At 47.3% G+C, this 24344-nt stretch carries 24 protein-coding genes and 1 riboswitch; of the genes, 22 read left to right on the top strand and 2 right to left on the bottom strand.

Going from position 1 to position 24344, the window contains the following annotated elements; all coding sequences use genetic code 11:
• Positions 1 to 187: 187 nt before the first annotated feature.
• Entirely contained in the window at positions 188 to 1120 is a 933-nt protein-coding gene (gene rnhC / locus M654_RS17675; RefSeq protein ID WP_026588183.1) for a ribonuclease HIII, read from the bottom strand.
• 151 nt (positions 1121 to 1271) lie between these two features.
• Between rnhC and zapA the strand changes: the two genes are divergently transcribed.
• The 14 genes from zapA (at position 1272) to M654_RS17605 (ending at position 17097) form a co-directional block, all read left to right on the top strand.
• Positions 1272 to 1529 carry a cell division protein ZapA gene (zapA, locus tag M654_RS17670; protein ID WP_026588182.1) on the top strand — a complete coding sequence of 86 codons (258 nt, stop codon included), beginning with the start codon at positions 1272 to 1274 and terminating at the stop codon, positions 1527 to 1529.
• An 8-nt stretch (positions 1530 to 1537) separates the two neighbouring features.
• Positions 1538 to 2074 carry a CvpA family protein gene (locus M654_RS17665; protein WP_026588181.1) on the top strand — a complete coding sequence of 179 codons (537 nt, stop codon included), beginning with the start codon at positions 1538 to 1540 and terminating at the stop codon, positions 2072 to 2074.
• Positions 2075 to 2204: 130 nt separating this feature from the next.
• Positions 2205 to 3920 (top strand): DNA polymerase/3'-5' exonuclease PolX, encoded by a 1716-nt coding sequence (gene polX / locus M654_RS17660; RefSeq protein ID WP_026588180.1) that lies wholly within the window; start codon positions 2205 to 2207, stop codon positions 3918 to 3920.
• A 16-nt stretch (positions 3921 to 3936) separates the two neighbouring features.
• Positions 3937 to 6294 carry an endonuclease MutS2 gene (locus M654_RS17655; protein ID WP_026588179.1) on the top strand — a complete coding sequence of 786 codons (2358 nt, stop codon included), beginning with the start codon at positions 3937 to 3939 and terminating at the stop codon, positions 6292 to 6294.
• A 19-nt stretch (positions 6295 to 6313) separates the two neighbouring features.
• Positions 6314 to 6718, top strand: coding sequence for a DUF350 domain-containing protein (locus tag M654_RS17650; protein ID WP_026588178.1), 405 nt, complete (start codon positions 6314 to 6316; stop codon positions 6716 to 6718).
• 217 nt (positions 6719 to 6935) lie between these two features.
• Positions 6936 to 8615: a long-chain-fatty-acid--CoA ligase gene (locus M654_RS17645; protein WP_026588177.1), complete on the top strand. Its 1680-nt coding sequence runs from the start codon at positions 6936 to 6938 to the stop codon at positions 8613 to 8615.
• A 153-nt stretch (positions 8616 to 8768) separates the two neighbouring features.
• Positions 8769 to 9368, top strand: coding sequence for a fatty acid metabolism transcriptional regulator FadR (locus M654_RS17640; RefSeq protein WP_026588176.1), 600 nt, complete (start codon positions 8769 to 8771; stop codon positions 9366 to 9368).
• 2 nt (positions 9369 to 9370) lie between these two features.
• Entirely contained in the window at positions 9371 to 10147 is a 777-nt protein-coding gene (locus tag M654_RS17635) for an enoyl-CoA hydratase (RefSeq protein ID WP_026588175.1), read from the top strand.
• Positions 10148 to 10178: 31 nt separating this feature from the next.
• Positions 10179 to 10952, top strand: a complete 774-nt coding sequence (locus M654_RS17630) for an electron transfer flavoprotein subunit beta/FixA family protein (RefSeq protein ID WP_026588174.1) — start codon at positions 10179 to 10181, stop codon at positions 10950 to 10952.
• A 39-nt stretch (positions 10953 to 10991) separates the two neighbouring features.
• Entirely contained in the window at positions 10992 to 11969 is a 978-nt protein-coding gene (locus M654_RS17625) for an electron transfer flavoprotein subunit alpha/FixB family protein (protein WP_026588173.1), read from the top strand.
• Between the two features lie 186 nt (positions 11970 to 12155).
• Complete coding sequence (trxA, locus tag M654_RS17620) at positions 12156 to 12470, top strand: thioredoxin (protein ID WP_026588172.1); 315 nt, start codon at positions 12156 to 12158, stop codon at positions 12468 to 12470.
• Positions 12471 to 12600: 130 nt separating this feature from the next.
• The gene (gene uvrC, locus M654_RS17615; RefSeq protein WP_026588171.1) at positions 12601 to 14373 is read left to right on the top strand and encodes an excinuclease ABC subunit UvrC; all 1773 of its coding nucleotides are present in this window, start codon (positions 12601 to 12603) and stop codon (positions 14371 to 14373) included.
• 64 nt (positions 14374 to 14437) lie between these two features.
• Positions 14438 to 14619: riboswitch (Lysine riboswitch) on the top strand.
• A 151-nt stretch (positions 14620 to 14770) separates the two neighbouring features.
• Complete coding sequence (locus M654_RS17610) at positions 14771 to 16003, top strand: aspartate kinase (protein WP_026588170.1); 1233 nt, start codon at positions 14771 to 14773, stop codon at positions 16001 to 16003.
• Positions 16004 to 16098: 95 nt separating this feature from the next.
• The gene (locus tag M654_RS17605) at positions 16099 to 17097 is read left to right on the top strand and encodes a site-2 protease family protein (RefSeq protein ID WP_026588169.1); all 999 of its coding nucleotides are present in this window, start codon (positions 16099 to 16101) and stop codon (positions 17095 to 17097) included.
• Between the two features lie 111 nt (positions 17098 to 17208).
• On the opposite strand, the gene M654_RS17600 is transcribed toward M654_RS17605, so the two are convergent.
• The gene (locus tag M654_RS17600; protein WP_026588168.1) at positions 17209 to 17652 is read right to left on the bottom strand and encodes a YslB family protein; all 444 of its coding nucleotides are present in this window, start codon (positions 17650 to 17652) and stop codon (positions 17209 to 17211) included.
• 302 nt (positions 17653 to 17954) lie between these two features.
• Here M654_RS17600 and M654_RS17595 point away from each other — a divergent pair, with 302 nt between their 5' ends.
• From M654_RS17595 to racE, 8 genes are all read left to right on the top strand, one after another.
• Positions 17955 to 18563, top strand: a complete 609-nt coding sequence (locus M654_RS17595) for a succinate dehydrogenase cytochrome b558 subunit (protein ID WP_026588167.1) — start codon at positions 17955 to 17957, stop codon at positions 18561 to 18563.
• A 33-nt stretch (positions 18564 to 18596) separates the two neighbouring features.
• Positions 18597 to 20360: a succinate dehydrogenase flavoprotein subunit gene (gene sdhA, locus M654_RS17590; protein ID WP_026588166.1), complete on the top strand. Its 1764-nt coding sequence runs from the start codon at positions 18597 to 18599 to the stop codon at positions 20358 to 20360.
• Entirely contained in the window at positions 20357 to 21121 is a 765-nt protein-coding gene (gene sdhB / locus M654_RS17585) for a succinate dehydrogenase iron-sulfur subunit (protein ID WP_026588165.1), read from the top strand. The genes sdhA and sdhB overlap by 4 nt, the downstream gene beginning before the upstream one ends.
• Before the next feature lie 62 nt (positions 21122 to 21183).
• Entirely contained in the window at positions 21184 to 21630 is a 447-nt protein-coding gene (locus M654_RS17580; protein WP_026588164.1) for an acyl-CoA thioesterase, read from the top strand.
• 36 nt (positions 21631 to 21666) lie between these two features.
• Positions 21667 to 22365 (top strand): SDR family NAD(P)-dependent oxidoreductase, encoded by a 699-nt coding sequence (locus M654_RS17575; RefSeq protein ID WP_026588163.1) that lies wholly within the window; start codon positions 21667 to 21669, stop codon positions 22363 to 22365.
• Between the two features lie 197 nt (positions 22366 to 22562).
• Positions 22563 to 22787, top strand: a complete 225-nt coding sequence (gene gerE / locus M654_RS17570) for a spore germination transcription factor GerE (protein ID WP_003184172.1) — start codon at positions 22563 to 22565, stop codon at positions 22785 to 22787.
• 161 nt (positions 22788 to 22948) lie between these two features.
• Positions 22949 to 23392 carry a MarR family winged helix-turn-helix transcriptional regulator gene (locus M654_RS17565; RefSeq protein ID WP_026588162.1) on the top strand — a complete coding sequence of 148 codons (444 nt, stop codon included), beginning with the start codon at positions 22949 to 22951 and terminating at the stop codon, positions 23390 to 23392.
• A gap of 7 nt (positions 23393 to 23399) precedes the next feature.
• Positions 23400 to 24221, top strand: a complete 822-nt coding sequence (gene racE, locus M654_RS17560) for a glutamate racemase (protein ID WP_142246095.1) — start codon at positions 23400 to 23402, stop codon at positions 24219 to 24221.
• The last annotated feature ends 123 nt before the right edge of the window (positions 24222 to 24344 follow it).

The raw sequence follows: 24344 nt of genomic DNA, 5'->3' as shown, positions 1-24344 counted from the left end.
GCAGATACTGATCTTTTGTACATTGATGTTGTATACTGATGGGCGGCCGCTGTTTTAATGACCAGAAGACGCACCTTTTCCTTATCAATATAGGCGTCAGCTTCATAAGTGGCACCGTATCCACTCCCTCTCGGTTACTCCCGCCGAACAAAAAAGCACCCCTGCACAACAGGAGTACTTTTCACCGCTAAACCATCCGCTTCGCCTTCTGCGTATTCGCAAAATGCAGCTTTGTAAACTGCCGCAGGGCAGTTTCGCCTTTTTTTCTGATCAGCTTTGCCGCCGCTTCGTCGACGAGCGGTCCGGCGCCTTTCGGAAGCGGGAATCCGGCTTCTTTTGACAGCTTATCCATCTCCATTAAAAATGAATAGCGGGCGATGATTGAAGCCGCGGCGACGGAGAGGTGGATGCCTTCCGCTTTTGTGCTGAAATATGTGCGTTCTTTGATGGCGGTCTTGCCTGCCAAGTGTTTAAAATAGACGGCCGGCTCGGCGAACTGGTCGATCAAAATGGCCTCTGGGCGTATGCCGTCCATTTTTTTGAGCAGATTCGTGATCGCCTGGTTGTGCAGGAGGGCTTTCATTTTTCCCTGGCTCATGCCTTTTTGCTGCATCTCATTGTATTTTTCATTTCTTAAAACGAGCAGGCTGTAGGGGACCGTCTTGATTAAATCGCGTGCGATTTGGATGATCTGCGGGTCCTTTAAATGCTTTGAATCTTTGACGCCCAGCTCTTTTAAAAGAGGAAGCTTTGTTTTATCGGCGTATACGCACGCGACTGTCATCGGACCGAAATAATCGCCTGTTCCGACTTCATCAGAGCCGATCACAGACATGGAGCCGATGCCTTCAGGCGGCTGATAGACGGACGGGGCGCTTTTTTTGGAAGCGGGCTTTTTTTCCGCCGGTGCTTCGGCCGCAGCCGCCCAGCGCTCAGCTTCTTTTTCGGCGTTTTTTCCTTGGAACAAAACCTTTCCTGAGCGATATGCTGTAATGGTGCAGCCTTGGGGTTTGGCCTGGAAAACCGCTCCCTGCACCGATTGGGAGGTCAAATCAGAACGGTAGTGGTCCTGCATTCGTTCAATAACGGGATAGGGAACTTTTAAAACGGAATGTGACACGGTTCAATCTCCTTTTTCAGCTGATAAAACAGGCTTTATCAACATTTTTATAAGTGTATCATAACAGCGGAGGGCTCGTCTTTCCATTCAATCTGTAATCATGTTATGATATAGACTAGGATTCTCGCACAAGTGGAATGGAGGAGAAACGTTGTCTGATGGTCGTAAAACAAAAACAACAGTTGACATCTACGGTCAGCACTTCACAATTGTCGGCGAAGAAACGAAGAGCCATATGAGGCACGTTGCTTCAATTGTGGATGATAAAATGAGAGAAATCAATGAAAAAAATCCGTATCTTGATATAAATAAGCTTGCCGTTCTGACCGCTGTGAACGTGGTTCACGATTACTTGAAGCTGAAGGAAGAGCTTGAAAGATTAAAAGGACAAATTAAAGAAAAGGATTGAACATCACGATGTTAGATATCATCATTATCATTTTGCTTTTGTCCGGTCTGTTTATCGGATTGAAAAGAGGGTTTATCAGACAGTTTATCCGTCTGATCACGTTTATCGCCGCGATCGCTGTAGCCGGAACCTATTACGGCGATCTTGCGCCGAAGCTCGGCTGGATTCCGTCTCCGGATTTTTCAGGCGGCCAGGCGGCGCTCGCATTTGTGAGCGGGAGTATTGAAGGCGCCTATTACAACATGATCGCGTTTCTGATTCTCTTTTTCCTGACGATCATCCTGCTTAGAATTGCCGCATCATTTCTGGACGCAGTGGCAAGCATTCCGATCATTAAGCAAATCAACCAGATTCTCGGGGCTGTGCTCGGTTTCGCCGAGATTTATTTATTTGTGTTTGTCGTCTTGTTCATCGGTGCGCTGCTGCCGATTGATGCGCTGCAAAGCATGATGTCGAACTCGGTATTGGCCGATTTGATTATTCATAAAACGCCGTATCTGTCAAACATGCTCAACAATCTGATGAATGAGTACGGGTCTTTGTAAAACTTCTCTGCTTTAAGGGAAGTTTTTTTTCAGTGAAAGAGTTGTCGAAAGGCGGCTGTTTGTTGTCGGAACAGCCAAAAATTTGTATGATTGAAACAGGATGTATACGGGGAAACAAGAGGTGAAAAAAGTGAACAAAAAAGATGTTATCAGATTGCTTGAAACGATTGCAATATATATGGAACTGAAAGGGGACAACCCGTTTAAAACATCAGCGTTCAGAAAGGCCGCGGCGGCGCTTGAACAGGATGACCGCAGCCTCTCGGAAATTGATGATATGATGTCTCTTTCCGGCATCGGCAAAGGGACATACGCCGTTATCAAAGAATATATGGACCACGGTGTGTCCGGCACGCTTGAACGGCTGCAAGAAGAGGTTCCGGAAGGGCTTGTGCCGCTGTTGAAGCTTCCCGGCCTTGGCGGTAAAAAGATCGCCAAGCTGTATCAGGAGCTGGGCGTTTGTGATGCGGCTTCCTTAAAAGAAGCCTGCGAACAGCAGAAGGTTCAGGGGCTTGCCGGATTCGGGAAAAAAACGGAAGAAAAAATCCTCCAAGCTTTGGGAGAAGCCGGAAAACGCCCTGAACGGTACCCGATCGCGGTCGCTTTGGCCGTCGCCGATGTGATCGAAGAGCAGCTTAAAGGGTTGCCGGGCCTCGTGAAATTCTCGCGGGCAGGGAGTTTAAGACGGGCTAAGGAAACCGTGAAAGACCTTGACTATATTATGGCTGTCACTGATCCGGCCCTTGTTCGCGACGGGCTTTTGAAGCTTTCCAACATCAAGGAGGTCATTGCCAGCGGAGATACAAAGGTGTCATTGACTTTTTCCTTCGAAAACGAAATCAGCGCCGATTTCCGGCTTGTAACCGAAGAACAGTTTTCAACGACACTCCATCATTTTACAGGATCAAAAGATCATAATATCAAAATGCGCCAGCTCGCCAAAGAAAGAGGCGAAAGGATCAGTGAATACGGCGTCGAAAACGTCGAAACGGGTGATATCCGGACATTTTCAAGCGAAAAAGAGTTTTTCGCCCATTTCGGACTTCCGTTTATTCCGCCGGAGCTGAGGGAGACGGGAAAAGAAGTCGAGGAATACAGCGATGATCTCGGGCTGATTTGTGCGGAAGATATTAAAGGAGACCTCCATATGCACTCGGCGTGGAGCGACGGCGCGTTTTCGATCAGGGAAATGGCTGAAGCTTGCATGGCAAAAGGGTACCGTTATATGGCGATCACCGACCACTCGCAATATTTAAAAGTGGCAGGCGGCTTGACCCCGGAAAGGCTGCGCATGCAGGCGAAAGAAATTGACGAACTGAACAAGGAATTTAGCGATTTTCACATTTTTAAAGGCGTTGAGATGGACATCCTGCCTGACGGGACGCTTGACTATGATGATGAACTGCTGAGCGAGATGGATCTTGTCATCGCATCAATCCATTCGAGCTTTTCACAGCCGCAGCATGTCATCATGAAGCGGCTCGAAACCGCGCTGAAGAATCAGCACGTTGACATTATCGCCCATCCGACGGGCCGGCTGATTGGAAAAAGAGCCGGCTATGAAGTGGATATTGACCAGCTGATCGAGCTGGCGAAAAAAACGAATACAGCGTTGGAGCTGAACGCCAACCCGGCGCGGCTTGATCTGAGAATGGAACATTTGATCAAAGCGAATGCCGCAGGGGTGACACTGGTCATTAATACGGATGCCCACAATACGGCGATGCTTGATGATATGACAACAGGCGTTACGGCAGCGAGAAAAGGATGGACAGGGAAAGCGAACGTCTTGAATGCCCGTTCCTTTGAAGAAGTCCAAGCCTTTTTGTCGCGCCATCGAACTTAAGGAGGTTTAATTGATTTTGCAGCAAAAAGCGCTATCAGCACTTGAATTTCATAAAGTAAAAGAACAGCTAGCAGAGCATGCGGCCTCTTCTTTAGGGAAGGAGATGCTTTTTGAGCTCAAGCCCTCGGTTTCACTGGAAGAAGTCCGTAAGCTGCAGGAAGAAGTCGATGAGGCGGGGACCGTGCTGCGATTAAAAGGCAGCGCCCCGTTCGGCGGCCTGACAGACATTAGAAAAGCGTTGCGGAGAGCTGAAATCGGCAGTCTGTTAAGCCCTGGGGAGTTTACGGAGATTTCGGGGCTTTTATATGCCGCCAAACAGATGAAGCATTTTCTTGAAGGTTTGTTTGAGGACGGCGTGGAGATCCCTTTTCTGCATCAGTATGCGGAACAGCTGATTCCGCTTTCTGAGTTGGAAAAAGACATCAATTCTTGCATCGACGACCACGGAGAAGTGCTTGACCATGCGTCAGAAACACTGCGGGGAATCAGGACGCAGCTGAGGACCCTTGAGTCAAGAATCAGGGACCGGCTGGAAGCGATGCTGCGGTCTTCTTCCGCACAAAAAATGCTCTCGGACACGATTATCACGATTCGAAACGACCGCTTCGTCATTCCCGTGAAACAGGAGTACAGATCAAGCTACGGGGGAATTGTGCATGATCAGTCATCCTCCGGGGCGACCCTGTTTATCGAACCACAGGTGATCGTGGATATGAACAACTCGCTTCGCCAGGCAAAGGTCAAAGAAAAACAGGAGATCGAACGGATTCTGCGGATGCTGACAGAAAAAACGGCAGAGCATACGGACGAGCTTTTTCACGATGTGAACATCCTGCAAACCCTTGACTTTATTTTCGCCAAAGCGAAATACGCAAAAGCGACAAAAGCGGTTAAACCGGCTGTCAATGCCGACGGCTATGTGCGCCTTATCCAAGCCCGCCATCCGCTTTTGCCCCAAGGTGAGGTCGTTCCCAACGATATCGAGCTCGGCGGAGAATACACAGCCATCGTGATCACCGGACCTAACACAGGGGGGAAAACGGTGACGTTGAAAACGCTCGGGCTCTTGACGATTATGGCGCAGTCCGGACTGCATGTGCCGGCCGGGGAAGGCTCGGAAACCGCTGTGTTTGACCAGGTGTTTGCCGATATCGGCGATGAACAGTCGATCGAACAGAGTTTAAGTACATTTTCTTCACATATGGTGAACATTGTCGATATATTGCAGGACATGACGGAAAACAGCCTTGTGCTCTTTGATGAACTCGGGGCCGGAACAGATCCGCAGGAGGGGGCGGCCCTTGCGATCAGCATCCTTGACGAGGTCTGTCAGACGGGCGCCCGCGTGATTGCCACGACTCACTATCCCGAGCTGAAAGCATACGGCTATAACCGCGGCGATGTCATCAATGCGAGCGTTGAGTTTGATATTGAAACATTGTCCCCGACCTATAAACTGCTGCTCGGTGTGCCGGGCCGAAGCAATGCCTTTGAAATTTCGAAGCGCCTCGGTCTGCCTGATCATTTGATCGGCCGTGCCAAATCCGAGATGACGGATGAGCACAATGAAGTCGATACGATGATCGCCTCCCTTGAAGACAGCAAAAAACGCGCCGAAGCAGAGCTTGCCGAAACCGAAGCGATCCGAACGGAGGCCGGGGCCCTGCACCGCGACCTGCAGAAGCAGCTCAGCGAATGGCAGGAGCAAAAAGACAGGCTCTATGAAGAAGCTGAGAAAAAAGCGGCCGAGAAAGTCAAGGAAGCCATGCGGGAAGCAGACGAGATCATCCAGTCGCTGCGCATGATCAAAGAAGACCATAAAGCGTTTAAAGACCATGAATTAATCGAGGCGAAAAAGCGTCTTGAAGAAGCCGTGCCTTCGTTTGAAAAGACGAAAAAGCCGGCGAAGAAAACAACGGATAAGCGCACCTTTAAGCCGGGGGATGAAGTCAAGGTTTTGACCTTTGGCCAAAAAGGGACACTGCTTGAAAAAACGGGTGCAGATGAATGGAATGTGCAAATCGGCATCCTGAAGATGAAAGTGAAGGAAAAGGATCTGGAGTTTGTGAAATCGGCGCCGGAGCCCGAAAAACAAAAATCGATTGCCGCTGTCAAAGGCAAGGATTATCATGTCTCACTTGAGCTCGACCTCAGGGGAGAACGGTATGAAAACGCGCTTCACAGGGTTGAAAAATATTTGGATGATGCGGTGCTGGCCGGATATCCAAGGGTGTCGATCATCCATGGAAAAGGAACAGGCGCTCTGAGAAAAGGCGTTCAGGACCTGTTGAAATCCCACCGCAATGTGAAAAACTCCCGGTTCGGCGAAGCGGGAGAGGGAGGATCAGGAGTCACCATTGTCGAATTAAAATAAAAAAGGGAGTCTGGAAAGCATGAAACAGTTTTGGGAAAACGACCTCGTCGAAATTGCCGCCTATTACAGTGTTTCCGTTCTTTGCCTGGTGATCTTTTTGTCTGTCTTTGAGCTTGTCACCGCATATAAAAATTGGGAACAAATTCAAAAAGGGAACTTGGCTGTGGCGATGGCCACGGGCGGAAAAATTTTAGGCATCGCCAATGTGCTGCAAAAATCGATCAGTCAGCACAATTCTCTGCTGCAAATGATGGGATGGGGATTATTTGGTTTTATGCTGCTGCTCATCGGCTATTTCATTTTTGAATTTTTGACGCCGCGTTTTAAAATCGACAAGGAGATTGAAAATGACAACCGCGCCGTCGGCTTCATCTCATTCGTCATCTCTGTCGGTCTGTCATTTGTCGTAGCCTCCGGAATCTAAAGGGGATCAGCATGGAAAAATTAGCGAAAATCCTGTTTTGCACAGCAGGGATATTTATGATCATCGGCTTTATCTATATTGTGTTTTATATGTAAGAAGAATGCCGCCCGGTACATGGTTTCCGGGCGGCTTTTTTGAAAGTTGAAAAAATCATTACTTTCTGAATATTGTTTTGCTATACTGAAATTGAGACTATATTTGTTAAAGGGGGGCTCCTATGCCGACTGAAAAACCGTGGCTGCTTCATTATCCTGAACAAATTCCTCATGACCTGGAGTTTCATGATCAAACGCTCCAATCCATCCTGCAGCAATCCGCCCAACAGTTTTCTGAAAAAACAGCCATTCACTTTCTCGGAAAGAAGCGATCCTATCGGCAGGTATACGAGGAAGCTTTAAAAATGGCAGACTATTTATGGTCCCTCGGCATGAAAAAAGGAGACAGGGTATCGATCATGCTGCCGAACTGTCCACAGGCGGTTATCGCCTATTACGGGGTGCTTTTCTCAGGAGGCATCATCGTCCAGACAAATCCTCTTTATACAGAAAGGGAGCTTGAACATTTGCTTCAGGACAGCGGAGCGGAAATCATCATCACGCTCGATGTGCTGTATCCGGCGGCACATAAAATGAAAGCGTTAACAAATTTGAAGCATATCATTGCAACAAGCATTAAAGAATATCTGCCTTTTCCTAAAAACCTGCTGTATCCGTTTGTCCAAAAAAAGCAGAACCAGATGACGGTTGAAATCTTCGAAAATGACACGACCCACCTTTTTCGCACAATCATGAAGCGCCCGGCTCCCGACGATCCGCCAGCCATTGATATTGATCCCGCACACGACATTGCCGTCCTTCAGTATACCGGAGGCACCACAGGGACGCCAAAAGGCGTGATGCTCACCCACCGCAATATATTAGCCAATATGGAAATGTGTGCCGCCTGGTTTTACAAATTGAAAAAAGGCGAAGAAAAAGTGCTCGGGATCATTCCGTTTTTCCACGTATACGGAATGACGGCGGTCTTAAACTTCACGATCAAGCAAGGTTATGAAATGGTCCTTTTGCCAAGGTTTGACGCGCGTACGGCGCTGAAGACGATCGATAGAGAAAAGCCGACCATATTTCCGGGCGCACCCACGATTTATATTGCTCTCTTGAACCATCCCGAGATCCATCAATATGATCTTTCATCGATTAAATGCTGTTTAAGCGGATCAGCCGCGCTTCCAGTTGAAGTCAAGCAGCAATTTGAAAAAGTGACGGGAGGAAAGCTTGTTGAAGGATATGGATTATCTGAAACATCCCCGGTCACCCATGCCAATTTTATTTGGGATCTGAATAAAGCGGGAAGCATCGGCTGTCCATGGCCGGGCACGGATGCCGCCATCTATTCGGATGATGCGTCCGGTTTTCTCGAGCCTTATGAGCATGGAGAAATCGTCGTCAAAGGTCCTCAAGTGATGAAAGGCTATTGGAACAATGATGAAGAAACCGCTGCTTCCCTCAGGGATGGATGGTTTTTTACCGGGGACATCGGGTACATGGATAAAGACGGTTTCTTTTATATTGTCGACCGCAAGAAAGATGTGATCATTGCAGGAGGGTTTAACATCTACCCGCGCGAAATCGAAGAGGTGCTCTATGAGCATGAGGCCATTCAGGAAGCCGTTGTCTGCGGCATCCCTGACGAATACAGAGGAGAAACCGTTAAAGCCTTTGTTGTTTTAAAAGATCATGCTACAATAACGGAGAAGGAATTGGACGAATATGCCAGGTCCCGTCTGGCGCCCTATAAAGTTCCGAAAGTGTATGAGTTCAGGGACGAACTCCCGAAAACGGCGGTCGGGAAAATTTTAAGACGAGCGCTGGTCCATGAGGAAAAGGCAAACGTATGAACAGCGGAGTCTGCCGTCGATTTTGGCGGCATGCTTTTATGTAAGGCTCTGAAGAAGGAATTTCATGTTCTGATCTTGACAAAGCCTGCGGATTTATTTACGATTAAATCATGAATGAATCCTCATTCATTAATGTGAAAGGAACGAAGCCAATTGAAACAGAAGAGACCAAAGTATATGCAGATTATTGATGCAGCTGTCATTGTGATTGCAGAAAACGGATACCATCAGGCTCAGGTTTCCAAGATTGCCAAGCAGGCAGGTGTGGCCGACGGCACCATCTATCTTTATTTCAAAAACAAAGAGGACATTCTCATCTCACTGTTTAAAGAGAAAATGGGCCAGTTTATCGAGCAAATGAACGAAGAAATGAAAGCGAAAAATTCGGCGACAGAGAAGCTGTCTTTGTTCATCAAAAAGCACTTTCAACTGCTGAGCAGCGACCGGCACCTGGCGATTGTCACCCAGCTTGAGCTGAGGCAGTCCCATCGCGAGCTGCGGCTGAAAATCAATGAAATTTTGAAAGGCTACTTAATGATTTTGGAAGACATCATCACAGAAGGAAAAGAAGCGGGCGAATTCAAAAAATCGCTCGATGTCCGCTTAGCGAAACAGATGATTTTCGGCACAGTGGATGAAACGGTGACAACCTGGGTGATGAATGACCAAAAATACGATCTGCCTCATTTGGCAGACAGCATTCATGAATTGCTGATACATGGCTTCAGCGAAACGAAGAAAGAGGGGGAATAAACATGGCAACATTACAAACATCCATAGACGGACATGTCGCTGTCATTACGATCCAGCATCCGCCGGCCAATGCGCTTTCATCAAAAGTCCTTGAGGATCTTTCGGCTGCTCTTGATGAACTTGCCGAAGATCAACAGGTCAGAAGCGTCATCATTCACGGAGAAGGAAGGTTTTTCTCAGCGGGTGCCGATATTAAGGAATTTACATCATTGATGGATGGATCTGATTCTGCCGGTCTTGCAGATAAGGGTCAGCAAATCTTTGAAAAAGTGGAGTCTTTTCCAAAGCCGATTATTGCCGCCATACATGGAGCTGCCCTCGGAGGCGGGCTTGAACTCGCAATGGCCTGTCACATCCGGATTGCCGAGGAAAATGCCAAGCTTGGCCTTCCAGAGCTGAACCTTGGCATCATTCCGGGATTCGCCGGCACACAGCGCCTTCCGAAATACGTAGGAACAGCGAAAGCCCTTGAGATGATCGGAACATCAGAACCGATTACCGGGAAAGAAGCTTTTGATTACGGCCTTGTCACCATTTTGGCCGCCGATGAAGCTGAAGTGCTAACGAAAGGAAAAGAGCTGGCGCAAAAATTTGCGGAGAAAAGTCCGCAAACCATGGCTTATGTCATCGAGCTTTTGAATACCGGCAAAGTTTACTCTTATGAAGGCAGCCTGAAGCTTGAGGGCAAGTATTTCGGCGAAGTCTTCCAGTCCGAAGATGCGAAGGAAGGGATTCAGGCGTTCCTCGAAAAGCGGAAGCCGCACTTTAAAGGGAAATAACAAGCGTGAAAACAAAGGGGATGAAAAGAGCATGAACATTTATGTCTTAATGAAACGCACGTTTGACACAGAGGAGAAAATTCAGATAGAACAAGGGGAAATCGCAACCGACGGAGCGGAATTCATCATTAATCCGTACGACGAATACGCGATTGAAGAAGCGCTTCAGCTTAAGGAACAGCACGGCGGCGAGATTACGGTTGTCACGGTCGGTGAAGAGGAGTCTGAAAAAGAGCTCAGGACGGCGCTTGCGATGGGGTGTGACAAAGCTGTGCTGATCAATATCGAAGACGATTTGGAAGAAGCCGACCAATATACGGCGTCCCACATCCTCTTTCACTATTTGAAAGAGAAGGAATACGACATCATTCTCGGAGGAAATGTGGCGATTGACGGGGGCTCAGGACAAGTAGCGCCGCGCTTGGCTGAATTGCTTGGAATCCCGTGCCTTACAACGATCACTAAGCTTTCCGTAAGCGGCAGGGATGTTGAGGCAGAACGCGATGTAGAAGGCGATCTTGAGGTGGTGCAAACGACTCTGCCGATCGTTGCCACCGCTCAGCAGGGATTAAATGAGCCCCGCTATCCGTCTCTTCCGGGAATCATGAAGGCGAAGAAAAAGCCGCTTGAAGAATTGGAGCTGGATGATCTCGATGTGGATGAAGACGATGTCGCCAGTAAAACGAAAACAATCGAACGGTTTTTACCGCCGAAGAAAGAAGCCGGGAAGATTCTTGAAGGGGAGCCAAAGCAGCAGGCAGCAGATCTTGTGTCTCTTTTGAGAAGCGAAGCGAAAGTGATTTAAGGGGAGTAGCACGGTCATCAACATACAGGGGGAAATGATATGAGCAAAAAAGTTATCGTATTGGGAGAATGCCGGGACGGCACATTAAGAAACGTCACCTTTGAAGCGATAGCCGCTGGAAAAACGATTGCCGAAGGGGGAGAGGTGATCGGTATCCTGGTCGGTGAAAGCGTTTCAAATCATGCGGATGATATGATCCGCTACGGCGCCGACAAAGTGCTGACAGCCGAGGATCCAATGCTGAAACACTACACATCGGACGGCTTCGCACAAGCGATGATGCCGATTCTGGAAAAAGAAAAACCGGATGCGCTCATCATCGGCCATACATCAATGGGAAAAGATCTGTCTCCAAAGCTTGCGGCCCGTTTGGGAACAGGGTTGATTTCAGATGCCATCGATGTCGAGGTGGCAGGCGGAAACGCCGTGTTTACACGGCCGATCTACTCTGGAAAAGCGTTTGAACGGATCATTTCTGAAGACGAGATGATTTTTGCGACGATCAGGCCGAACAATATCGCACCGCTCGCGAAAGATGACGCGCGCACCGGAGCTGTTGAAAAAGCCGAAGTCAGCATCCAGGACATCAGAACGGTGATCCGCGATGTCGTCAAAAAAACGTCAGAAGGCGTCGACTTGTCAGAAGCGAAAATCATCGTTGCCGGCGGACGCGGTGTGAAAAGCGCAGACGGGTTTAAGCCGCTTCAGGAGCTCGCCGATGTGCTCGGCGGCGCTGTAGGCGCTTCAAGAGGCGCGTGTGATGCGGACTACTGCGACTATTCGCTGCAAATCGGCCAGACCGGAAAGGTGGTCACACCGGACCTTTACATCGCCTGCGGCATTTCGGGAGCGATTCAGCACCTTGCCGGGATGTCAAACAGCAAAATCATCGTCGCCATCAACAAAGATCCTGAAGCCGACATCTTCAAAGTCGCCGATTACGGCATTGTCGGAGACCTGTTTGAGGTCGTTCCGCTTTTGACGGAAGAATTTAAAAAGCTGAGTGTCAGCACTTAAAAAAGCCGGCCTGATCGCCGGCTTTTTTGATCGCACATCTTGACGGCCGGACAAATAAAATGGGATATATGTGCATGTGTAAAACACGGCCTGATGGGGAAACGTATATTCAAGCATTATGTTAGCGTGAACCAAAGGGAGATGCTATACTAAAAAGCATAATTTCACAATTGGAGGAATGAAAGAATGGCTATCGTAAAAGCAACTGATCAAACTTTTTCAACTGAAACAAGCGAAGGCGTAGTCCTTGCCGACTTCTGGGCTCCTTGGTGCGGACCTTGCAAAATGATTGCGCCAGTCCTTGAAGAGCTGGATCAAGAAATGGGAGACAAACTGAAAATCGTCAAAATCGATGTTGACGAAAACCAGGAAACAGCCGGCAAATACGGCGTCATGAGCATCCCGACTTTACTCGTACTAAAAGACGGTGAAGTGGTTGAAACATCTGTCGGATTTAAACCGAAAGAAGCGCTTGAAGAACTGATCAACAAGCATTTGTAAAATATAGAACGAGAAAAGGCGATTCCCAGGGGATCGCTTTTTTCTTAGCAGCTCCTCCAATTGTAGCGAACGTGTGGTCGGTCATGATAAACTATAAGAAGAAAAACGCCGAAATAAGGAAGGATTTTTGATGAACAAAACAATCAAAGAAAAGCTTGCCCTTCTTCCGGATCAGCCGGGCTGCTACTTGATGAAAGACCGGCAGGAGACCGTGATCTATGTCGGGAAAGCGAAAATCTTAAAAAACAGGGTCCGCTCCTATTTCAGCGGCTCCCATGATGCAAAAACACAGCGGCTCGTCAGCGAAATCGAAGACTTTGAATACATCGTCACATCCTCGAACATCGAAGCTCTCATTCTGGAAATGAATTTAATCAAAAAGTACGACCCGAAATACAATGTGATGCTGAAAGACGATAAAAGCTACCCGTTTATCAAAATCACCAATGAGCGCCATCCGAAGCTGATCGTGACGCGGAAAGTCAAAAAAGATAAAGGCCGCTATTTCGGTCCTTATCCAAACGTTCAGGCCGCAAGGGAAACGAAAAAGCTGCTGGACCGTCTCTACCCGCTCAGAAAATGCGCCAAGCTGCCCGACCGCGTCTGTTTGTACTATCATCTCGGGCAATGCCTGGCACCGTGTGTCTATGACGTGTCTGAAGAGACAAACAGGCAGCTCACTGAAGAAATCACACGCTTTTTAAAAGGCGGCTATAACGAAGTCAAGAAAGAGCTTGAAGCCAAAATGCTCGAAGCATCTGAAAACCTCCAGTTTGAACGGGCGAAGGAATACCGCGACCAGATTGCCCACATCGAATCGACGATGGAGAAGCAGAAAATGGCGATGAACGATATGATCGACCGCGACGTATTTGCCTATTCGTATGATAAAGGCTGGATGTGTGTACAGGTCTTTTTTATCAGGCAAGGGAAGCTGATTGAAAGAGACGTCAGCATGTTTCCGCTGTATAGGGAAGCGGATGAAGAATTTTTGACATTCATCGGCCAGTTCTACTCGAAAAACAATCACTTCCTTCCGAAGGAAATTTTAGTGCCCGACAGCGTAGACAGGGACATGATCGAGGAGCTTTTGGACGTGAAAGTTCACCAGCCGAAAAGGGGACAGAAAAAAGACCTCCTGCTTCTCGCCCATAAAAACGCAAAGCTCGCCCTGAAAGAAAAGTTTTTGCTCATCGAACGCGACGAAGAGCGGACGATCGGTGCGATTGAAAAGCTCGGCAAAGCGCTGGGCATCTACACGCCGTATAGAATTGAGGCGTTTGATAATTCGAATATTCAAGGAGCGGATCCGGTTTCGGCCATGATCGTCTTTCTCGACGGAAAACCGCATAAAAAAGAGTACCGGAAATATAAGATTAAGACGGTTGAAGGGCCTGACGACTACGGTTCAATGCGCGAGGTCGTTAAAAGAAGGTATACAAGGGTGCTGAAAGAAAATTTGCCGCTCCCTGATTTGATTTTGATCGACGGGGGAAAAGGACAGGTTTCAGCAGCGGTCGACGTGCTTGAAAATGAGCTTGGCCTTGACATCCCGGTGGCCGGCTTGGTGAAGGACGACAAGCACAGAACATCGAACCTCTTGATCGGTGATCCGCTTGAGATCGTTCAGCTTGAACGGAACAGCCAGGAATTTTACCTGTTGCAGCGGATCCAGGACGAAGTGCACCGGTTTGCGATCAGCTTTCACAGGCAGCTCAGGGGAAAAAGCGCTTTTCAATCGGTGCTGGACGGGATACCGGGTGTCGGCGAGCAGCGGAAAAAGCTGCTGTTAAAACATTTTGGCTCCGTCAGAAAAATGAAGGAAGCGACTGTCGAAGATATCCGCAGTGCCGGAATTCCGCTGAAGACCGCACAGCTGATTATAGAGGCCTTGAAAAAATAACGTTGAATTTTTAAAAAGAATCTGATAGAATTTGTACTAATTTCATAATAAGATCGTGTTATATGGTGAAGATAGAGGTGCGAACTTCAAGAGTAGGCTTTCGGAGAAAGATGGATTTCAAAGAAGGAAGCTGAAAGGGGAGCGTCGCCGAAGCGGGTAAAAATCCATTCGTTTTATCTGCTGGCTTTACATTGAACAAATGTGGGGCTGTCAAGAAAGTCATTTTCTTGGAGAGCTATCTCGTTGTTTTAGATCATCGGCTGTTTTTGTTGATTCAAGCAATGAGGGAATTCTCTCATTGCTTTTTTTGTACGCTAAAACCGTACAAGCCGGAAGATCAAGGCTTTCCTCTTCATACATAAACGTGCACGAACGAAAACAAAAAGGGTGGTATTTGATGGGTCTCATCGTCCAAAAATTTGGCGGAACTTCCGTCGGATCAGTGGAAAAAATTTTGAATGTCGCAAATCGGGTCATCGAAGAAAAAAAGCGGGGGCATGACGTCGTCGTCGTTGTTTCCGCCATGGGAAAATCGACGGATTCCCTCGTCGCACTTGCCAGGGAAATCACAGATCAGCCGAGCCGGCGGGAAATGGATATGCTGCTTTCCACAGGAGAGCAGGTGACGATTTCTTTATTAACAATGGCTTTAGAGGAAAAAGGGTATGATGCGGTTTCATATACAGGCTGGCAGGCCGGCATCGAAACCGAAAATATTCACGGTAACGCAAGGATTACGAACATTGATACAGACAAGCTGAAAGAGCGCCTGAATGAAGGGAAAATCGCCGTTGTCGCCGGATTCCAGGGCACGACAGCGGAAGGCGAAATCACAACGCTCGGCAGAGGCGGATCAGATACGACAGCCGTTGCCCTCGCAGCAGCCCTGAAAGCCGATAAATGCGATATTTACACCGATGTACCGGGGGTTTTCACAACCGATCCCCGCTATGTGAAAACAGCGCGGAAGCTTGCCGGAATCTCCTATGATGAAATGCTTGAGCTTGCCAACCTTGGAGCAGGCGTCCTGCACCCGCGAGCCGTCGAATTTGCAAAGAACTATCAGGTGCCGCTGGAAGTGCGCTCAAGCATGGAAAAAGAAGCAGGCACATTAATCGAGGAGGAATCATCCATGGAGCAGAATTTAATCGTAAGAGGAATTGCATTTGAAGATCAGATCACACGCGTGACTGTATGCGGCCTGGCGAGCGGCCTGACGACGCTGTCAACGATTTTTACAACGCTCGCTAAACAGAACATCAACGTGGACATCATCATTCAATCGGTGACAGCCACAAGCAAAACGTCGATTTCTTTCTCAGTGAAAACGGAAGACCTGTCCAGAACGGTAGAAGTGCTTGAAGAATACAAAGACGCGCTCGACTACGAACAGATCGAGACGGAAAACAGGCTCGCCAAAGTGTCGATCGTCGGCTCCGGCATGATCTCAAACCCGGGCGTAGCCGCGGAAATGTTTGCGGTGCTGGCAGAGAAGAACATCCAGGTCAAAATGGTGAGCACGTCCGAGATCAAAGTCTCCACCGTCATCAGTGACAGCGACATGGTGAAAGCTGTTGAAGCGCTTCATGATGCGTTTGAACTATCGAAAATAAGCGTGGCTGCCAAATAAAAATAATCCTAGAGCTCTCTCTAGGGTTTCTTTTTTTGCCCGAGGGCGGGGTGTGCTACAATTACCATAATAAGGGCGGAGAAAGGAATTACATTATGACTGCATTAATACATACAATAGGTCCAGTGTTCGTGGCAGCTATTGCCAGCATTGTTGTACATGAGCTGGGGCACGTTCTTTTCGGATGCATCGTCAGGCATCATGTACAATGGCTGGCAGTCGGACCGTTCATCATGTTTAAAAATAAGAAAATAACATTTCGATGGAAACACAAATATTTTGGCGGCGCAGTTTTTTTATATGGTAAATCCATTAAAAACAAAAAAACGTATCAAAAAGAAAAGGGGAAATTCGTCGCGGGTCTGCTGGGTGGTCCACTCACAAGCTTTTTGACGGGATGGATCTTTCTGAACTTTATACCTCATCATGAATATGCTTTATATTTTGGCATGTTCTCATATGTAATAGGGACAGTCACATTGTTATTTACGGACGGATTGGCTGTATTGTCGATTTTAACCAATAGCCTGTATGCAAAACTGCATTTTCTGAACGTGGAATTGCTGTCATATAAAACGGAGAAGCAATTTGATTTTTTGCTGAAGGAATTGGAGGAAGAACTGCAGCAAGAGAAGGATGCCTCCATTGGAAAATTGAGCCTGACCTGTCTGCATGCATTGTTTTTTTATTTATATTTTATGCAAGTGAAGTTTGATATGGAGAGCCGCAAAAGGCTCGAGATATTTCAAAATGTCTTGAATGAATTAGAAGCGGAAGGGCTCGGCTCCATTAAAAATAAACAAAAAAGGTCTGTTCTGAACGCAATTGCTTATTTGGAAGAAATCAATTTATTGATAGAAAATAACAAAGAAGAGACAGGGAAGCTGTATTCAAAGCTGATTGCTGGAGATGACGACCGTTTAAACAGGCTGAAGCGCAATTCCATCATCGATCATGATGATAAGGCAAAAGATCTGTATATTAACGAATTAAGCTCTGACATTTTTAAACGCAATACATTGCTTCTCAAAATTGAAGAACAATTTATACAGAAAGCGAGGGAACACATACACAAAAATCAAGATTCTGCATGACGATAACATTGTTGTTGGAAGACTGTGGACATTGTCAACAGCCGATTGAATAAGCGCGCGTTGATTTAGGCTTTATTGAAAAAGGCTGCTGAAAATGCAGCCTTTCGATTATCATGCCGGATCTTTCATATCCCATTTGACTGTCAACACAACTTTTCCGGCTCTTTTTTTTACCTGCTCATACGATTCGGCAATATGCTCATTCAACAGCTGGACCTGCTCGGCGATAAACCCGGCTTCAAGCTGGAAGCAGGGCTCTTTCTGATATTTGAGGCGATTGGAGACCAAAGGGCCTTCCAGTTCAAATTCGAGCTCCTGCTTTTTTGAATGGACGATCGCAAGCGTTCCCCAGCCTGCATCATGAAAAAATCCAGGGATATCCTCCCATGAATCAAGCGGGAATTTGCGGGCCAAGTTTTTGCCGGCCCAATACATCATATCTGCGTACTCTTGTCCCAGCATATCGGGAAGCAGCACTTCCCTGATCAGCTCATATCCATATGCGGAGACTTCCAGATCTTTTAATTGCGCTAAATTTGCTTCATATTTGTTCATTGTCCAATGTCTCCCCTCTTTCCTCCGTTTATTATAGCCCAAACGGGGGGGAAGATGACAGCGGAGAGATGCGTTTGAAAAGAAAAAAATCTGATATATTTATATTTTGATAAAATAAAATTTTCAAAAATATGATTAAATTTTAGAAAATTTCAATTTATGTACGCGTTTTCTTGACGCCTATTTCTCATAGGAGTAAAATGAAATTGTCATAAAAACTTAACAAAGTGCGATATTTGAAACAGGACGGGGGATAGGAGACCATTCATTTTTACGGCACTTTTCAACTAGGGGGTTAAGCAATGGCCGGGAACAGAGAATTTGTGTATCGAAGACTGCATTCTTTGCTTGGCGTTATACCGGTGGGCATTTTTTTGATTCAGCATTTAGTTGTCAACCATTTTGCGGCAAGCGGAGAAGAGGCGTTTAACAATGCCGCTCATTTTATGGAAAACCTGCCGTTTAGGTACGCTTTGGAAATCTTTGTGATTTTCCTTCCGCTGATTTACCATGCCGTTTATGGTGTGTACATAGCGTTTACAGCGAAAAGCAATGCGGGCAGATTCGGATTTTTTAGAAACTGGATGTTCGTTCTGCAGCGTGTCACAGGAATCATTACGTTAATTTTCGTCAGCTGGCATGTCTGGGAAACGCGGATCGCCGCCCAAATGGGGGCTGAAGTAAACTTTGACATGATGGCTGATATTTTGAGCTCCCCGATCATGCTCGGCTTTTACATTGTAGGTGTCCTCTCAACAATCTTCCACTTTTCAAACGGTTTATGGTCGTTTGCGGTTACTTGGGGAATTACCGTTTCTCCGCGTTCGCAGCGAATCGCTACGTTTGTGACAATGGGAGTCTTTGTTGTGCTGTCCTATGTAGGGCTGAGAGCGATTTTGGCATTTGTGTAAAAGAACTAGATTACTAGAGGGAGTGGGGCTGGCATGAGCAATTCAAGCATCATCGTTGTCGGCGGAGGACTTGCGGGTCTGATGGCGACCATTAAAGCTGCGGAAGCAGGAACAAATGTAAAATTATTTTCCATCGTTCCGGTAAAGCGCTCACATTCTGTATGTGCGCAGGGCGGAATCAACGGTGCGGTCAATACGAAAGGTGAAGGCGACTCTCCGTGGGAGCATTTTGACGATACGGTATACGGCGGCGACTTTTTGGCCAACCAGCCGCCGGTCAAAGCAATGTGTGAAGCCGCGCCTTCGATCATCCATCTGCTCGACCGCATGGGCGTCATGTTCAACAGAACGCCGGAAGGGCTGCTCGATTTCCGGCGTTTCGGAGGAACGCAGCACCACAGAACGGCGTATGCTGGTGCAACGACAGGACAGCAGCTTTTGTATGCGCTTGATGAACAGGTTCGCCGCTATGAAGTCGCAGGGCTTGTTTCAAAATATGAAGGCTGGGAGTTCCTTGGAGCGGTGCTTGACGATGACGGCAAGTGCCGAGGGATTGTCGCTCAGAATTTAACGACAATGGAAATCGATTCTTTCCGTTCGGACGCCGTCATCATGGCATCCGGCGGACCGGGCATCATTTTCGGAAAATCGACGAACTCCATGATCAATACGGGATCAGCGGCTTCGGTCGTCTATCAGCAGGGAGCGTATTACGCGAACGGAGAATTCATCCAGATTCACCCGACGGCGATTCCGGGGGACGACAAGCTCAGGCTGATGAGCGAATCGGCGCGCGGTGAAGGAGGACGAGTCTGGACATACAAAGACGGTAAACCTTGGTATTTCCTTGAGGAAAAATATCCGGCATACGGAAACCTCGTCCCGCGCGATATCGCGACACGCGAAATTTTCGATGTCTGCGTCAGACAGAAACTCGGAATCAACGGCGAAAACATGGTTTACCTTGATCTTTCCCATAAAGATCCGAAAGAGCTTGACATTAAGCTTGGCGGCATTATCGAAATCTATGAGAAATTTATGGGCGACGACCCGCGCAAGTTGCCGATGAAAATTTTCCCTGCGGTCCATTACTCAATGGGCGGCTTATGGGTTGACTATGATCAAATGACGAACATTCCAGGGCTGTTTGCCGCGGGAGAGTGCGATTATTCCATGCACGGAGGAAACCGCCTCGGGGCGAACTCGCTCTTGTCCGCCATCTACGGCGGCATGGTGGCTGGTCCAAATGCGGTGAAATACGTACAAGGGCTGGAAGCATCCGCCGAGGATTTATCTTCCTCTATTTACGATGCCTATGTCAAACAAGAGGAAGAAAAATGGGCGGACATCATGAAGATGGACGGCAAAGAAAATGCCTACGTCCTTCACAGAGAGCTTGGCGAGTGGATGACCGACAATGTGACGGTTGTGCGCCACAATGACAAGCTTCTGCAGACGGATGAAAAAATCCAGGAGCTGATGGAGCGCTATCAGAACATCGATATTAATGACACGGCAAAATGGAGCAACCAAGGCGCTGTCTTTACCCGTCAGCTGAAAAACATGCTGCAGCTGGCAAGGGTGATCACGCTCGGTGCATACAACAGGAACGAAAGCCGCGGAGCCCATTACAAACCGGATTTCCCTGAACGAAATGATGAAGAATGGCTGAAAACGACAATGGCGAAACATGCAGGCGATACTGAAGCTCCGAAATTCCATTATGAGGATGTCGATGTTTCATTAATCGCGCCGCGCAAACGGGATTACTCGAAGAAAAAGGTGGCGAAATCATGAGTGAAAATAAGACAATCAAGTTTATCATCACTCGTCAGGATACGGCAGATTCCGACTCTTATCAGGAAGAATTTGAACTTGCTTACCGTCCGAACATGAACGTCATTTCCGCTTTAATGGAAATCAGAAGGAATCCGGTTAATGCAAAAGGGGAAAAAACAACGCCGATTGCATGGGATATGAACTGCCTTGAAGAAGTATGCGGCGCTTGCTCCATGGTCATTAACGGAAAGCCGAGACAATCGTGTACTGCGCTGGTCGATAAGCTTGAACAGCCGATTCGTCTCGAACCGATGAAAACATTCCCCGTTGTCCGCGACCTTCAGGTCGACCGGAGCCGGATGTTCGATTCGTTGAAGAAGGTTAAAGCATGGATTCCGATCGATGGCACATACGATTTGGGTCCTGGACCGAGAATGCCTGAAAAGAAACGGCAGTGGGCTTATGAACTGTCAAAATGCATGACATGCGGCGTTTGCCTTGAAGCTTGTCCAAACGTCAATGACAAAACGAACTTTATCGGACCTGCTCCGCTTTCACAGGTACGCTTATTCAACACTCATCCGACAGGAGCGATGAACAAGTCTGAGCGGCTTGAAGCGATTATGGGAGACGGCGGACTGGCGGAATGCGGAAATTCGCAAAACTGTGTGCAGTCATGTCCGAAAGGAATTCCGCTTACGACATCAATCGCTGCTTTAAACAGGGATACAACCGTGCAGGCGTTTAAAAACTTCTTTGGAAGCGACAACACAGAATAATTGGAAAACGCACCTCTTCAGTTTGAAGAGGTGTTTTCATGATGAAAAGGGGATGGAAAACATTGAAGCTGCCGGAATATATTGAGGAACCGTTTGAGAAATGGTGCCGGTCATTTTCTTTTTTTGATGAAGTGTCCGTCCGCTTTTCGGAAACGGATATGTTCGGTCATATGAACAATGTGACACCGTTTATTTATTTTGAAGAAGCACGCATTTCTTATTTTAAACACCTTCAGACAATGGATCGTCTTGGAGAGAGCCGGACGATTCCCGTTGTCGCCAGCCAGCAATGCGATTATTTTCGGCAGGTGATGCTGCACGAGAATTTAAAGATCGGCGTCAAAACGGCAGCTGTCGGCAATGCCTCGCTTACCCTTCACTACTTGGCGATTAATGACGCCGGTGAGCCGTGTTTCACCGGAAAGGCTGTCATGGTGCAGATTGCAAAAGATACAGGGAAGCCAGAAAACTGGACAGATGAACAAAAAGTGAAATGGCTTGGGCATTAACTCATTTCCTGAGAAATAATCTGTAAGGAGAACGAGATGAAAAAAGCGGTCATCATCGGCGCCAGCTCCGGAATCGGCAAAGCGCTGGCGGAAAGGCTGTCAGCGGAAGGCGTAATATTAGGACTTGCCGCAAGACGGAAAGAGCGGCTTGTCAAATTGCGGGATGCACTGCCGGGTCATTCGTATATCAAAAAGATAGACGTGGCTGACGGTGAACGTGCGAAGATGCAGTTAAACGATCTGATTTTTGAGATGGGAAGGGTGGATGCGGTTTTCATCTGTTCAGGTGTCGGCTATTTGGAAAGCGAGATGGACCCGCAAAAGGAAAGAGAAACGATTGATGTCAATGTGTCCGGCTTTATTTCCTGTGCAAACGTGTTTGTGGATCATTTCACGGAAAACAGAAGCGGCCATTTGATCGGCATCTCATCTGTTGCCGCTTTGAGAGGCAATGGATCAGCCGTTATCTACAGCGCCTCAAAAGCGTTCGTCTCAAATTATTTGCAAGGCCTTAGACAAAAAATGAACAAGCGCGGATACGCTGACATATATGTGACCGATATTCAGCCCGGCTTTGTGCAAACAAAACTTGCTAAGGGAGAAAAGCTGTTCTGGGCGGCTTCTCCTGAAAAGGCTGCCGCACAAATCATCGGGGCTGTTCAAAAAAAGAAATCACATGCATATATTACAAAAAGATGGCGGCTGATCGCCTGGATCATGAAATGCTTACCTTAAACACTTCCAGTGGAGCCAGAGGCGGGTGACCCTGTACGCCTGCCAATCGTTTTCGCCAAAAAAATAGGTGCAGAAGCGGCCCCTTTTCTCCTTCAGAAACGTCACCGACCTTGCGTTTGCTTCATATGATATCACGACTATATCGAAACCCATTCGTTTCAGATCAGCTCTCACCTTAGCAAGGAGGGTTACAATACTTGAAGGAGAAAGAGTTTCAATCAAAGCCGCTGCTAACAAAAAGAGAAAGAGAAGTGTTCGAATTGCTCGTTCAAGACAAGACAACAAAGGAAATCGCAAGCGAGCTCTTTATAAGTGAAAAGACTGTTCGTAATCACATATCCAATGCAATGCAAAAATTGGGTGTGAAAGGCCGTTCGCAAGCTGTTGTTGAACTTCTTCGAATGGGTGAGCTAGAGCTCTAAATTGAGCCGGTATTCCTTCTTGAATAAGAAGGGAACCGGTTATTTGTTTTGCCCGCGCAAGTTGTATATTCATGTTGAAGCCTTGCAATTTCTGTAGAAAAGAAGGAAAATAGACTCGAGTGTTTTGCAAACAAAACAACGAGTTGAGCGAGGTAGAGGACATGAATTCAAAAGCTTCTTTGAATCACATTGCAGATATTGAGAAATCTCTCCGCCATATCGCGGGCATCATTAAGCAAAAAGGAAGAGAAATTCTTACCCAATATACGATTACACCTCCCCAGTTTGTCGGTCTGCAGTGGCTGTATGAATACGGGGACATGACGATCGGCGAATTATCCCAAAAAATGTATCTGGCGTGCAGCACCACGACAGATTTAATTGACCGAATGGAGAAAAACAACCTTGTTGAACGGGTGAAAGACCCGTCAGACAGGCGTGTTGTCCGGATTCGTCTTTTATCGGAAGGAGAACGGATCATCCAGGAGGTTATTCAAAAAAGACAGGATTATCTTGAAAACATGTTAGAAGCGTTTTCGGAAGAGGAGACAGCCGATTTCGAAAAATTATTAATCAAACTTCAGCAGGAAATGAACAGAAAATGAGGCGATTTTGTTGGATCAACCGATAGGAGTCATTGATTCGGGAGTTGGCGGTTTGACCGTTGCGAAAGAAATCATGAGACAGCTGCCAAAAGAAAACATCATTTATCTCGGAGATACAAAGAGATGTCCATACGGACCGCGGGACAGAAAAGAAGTCCTGTCATATACATGGGAAATGACAAACTACTTGTTATCCCGCCACCACATTAAAATGCTCGTCATCGCCTGCAATACAGCAACGGCGATTGCTTTGGAGGAAATCAGCCGGGAGGTCGCGATTCCCGTCATCGGTGTGGTGCAGCCGGGCGCCAGAACCGCCATTAAAGTGACGGAAAATCAGCGGATCGGTGTCATTGGAACGGAAAATACGATCAAAAGCGGAGCATACGAAGAAGCGCTGCTTTCATTGAACAGCGATCTGACGGTGGAAAATTTGGCCTGTCCCATGTTCGTACCGTTTGTGGAAAGCGGTCAATTTTTGGATGAAACGGCCGATGAGATTGTGAAATCTTCCCTTTATCCGCTCCGGGATTCCTCCATTGATACGCTGATTCTCGGATGTACGCATTATCCGATTTTAAAAGAGCCGATTCAGCGCTATATGGGGGAGCGGGTCAGCATCATTTCGTCCGGGGATGAGACGGCGAGAGAGGTCAGCACGATTTTGTCCTACAACGGACTGTTAAACCAAAACCCGCTGCCGCCAGAACATCAATTTTTAACAACCGGAGAACGCGACCGCTTTAAAAAAATCGCCAACGATTGGTTTGGATATGAAGTGAAAAATGTTGAAAGTATCTCGCTTAATGAAACAAGCATACTGAAATAAAGCTGCCGCAAACGGCAGCTTTTTTGCATCTTCTCCCTAAAGCAGACCTGTTCTGAAAAAGAAGAGGTTTTTCTTTTTTAAAGCAAGCTTTCATACATGAAAACGAATTTTTAAAAAACGGTC

It is taken from the genome of Bacillus sp. NSP9.1, from assembly GCF_000465465.2.
In the GTDB taxonomy this organism is placed as follows: domain Bacteria; phylum Bacillota; class Bacilli; order Bacillales; family Bacillaceae; genus Bacillus; species Bacillus sonorensis_A.
Note: the sequence above shows the minus strand (reverse complement) of the source record. Positions and strands in the feature narration are given on the sequence as shown.

What these genes read in the sequence shown, in the direction of transcription:
- M654_RS17600 (WP_026588168.1), bottom strand. Translation starts at nt 17,652, where the DNA reads ATGAACAAATATGAAGCAAATTTAGCGCAATTAAAAGATCTGGAAGTC.
- M654_RS17595 (WP_026588167.1), top strand. Translation starts at nt 17,955, where the DNA reads ATGGCCGGGAACAGAGAATTTGTGTATCGAAGACTGCATTCTTTGCTT.
- M654_RS17665 (WP_026588181.1), top strand. Translation starts at nt 1,538, where the DNA reads ATGTTAGATATCATCATTATCATTTTGCTTTTGTCCGGTCTGTTTATC.
- M654_RS17610 (WP_026588170.1), top strand. Translation starts at nt 14,771, where the DNA reads ATGGGTCTCATCGTCCAAAAATTTGGCGGAACTTCCGTCGGATCAGTG.
- M654_RS17635 (WP_026588175.1), top strand. Translation starts at nt 9,371, where the DNA reads ATGGCAACATTACAAACATCCATAGACGGACATGTCGCTGTCATTACG.
- M654_RS17605 (WP_026588169.1), top strand. Translation starts at nt 16,099, where the DNA reads ATGACTGCATTAATACATACAATAGGTCCAGTGTTCGTGGCAGCTATT.
- uvrC (WP_026588171.1), top strand. Translation starts at nt 12,601, where the DNA reads ATGAACAAAACAATCAAAGAAAAGCTTGCCCTTCTTCCGGATCAGCCG.
- M654_RS17650 (WP_026588178.1), top strand. Translation starts at nt 6,314, where the DNA reads ATGAAACAGTTTTGGGAAAACGACCTCGTCGAAATTGCCGCCTATTAC.
- sdhB (WP_026588165.1), top strand. Translation starts at nt 20,357, where the DNA reads ATGAGTGAAAATAAGACAATCAAGTTTATCATCACTCGTCAGGATACG.
- M654_RS17625 (WP_026588173.1), top strand. Translation starts at nt 10,992, where the DNA reads ATGAGCAAAAAAGTTATCGTATTGGGAGAATGCCGGGACGGCACATTA.
- M654_RS17565 (WP_026588162.1), top strand. Translation starts at nt 22,949, where the DNA reads ATGAATTCAAAAGCTTCTTTGAATCACATTGCAGATATTGAGAAATCT.
- M654_RS17645 (WP_026588177.1), top strand. Translation starts at nt 6,936, where the DNA reads ATGCCGACTGAAAAACCGTGGCTGCTTCATTATCCTGAACAAATTCCT.
- M654_RS17630 (WP_026588174.1), top strand. Translation starts at nt 10,179, where the DNA reads ATGAACATTTATGTCTTAATGAAACGCACGTTTGACACAGAGGAGAAA.
- trxA (WP_026588172.1), top strand. Translation starts at nt 12,156, where the DNA reads ATGGCTATCGTAAAAGCAACTGATCAAACTTTTTCAACTGAAACAAGC.
- M654_RS17575 (WP_026588163.1), top strand. Translation starts at nt 21,667, where the DNA reads ATGAAAAAAGCGGTCATCATCGGCGCCAGCTCCGGAATCGGCAAAGCG.
- sdhA (WP_026588166.1), top strand. Translation starts at nt 18,597, where the DNA reads ATGAGCAATTCAAGCATCATCGTTGTCGGCGGAGGACTTGCGGGTCTG.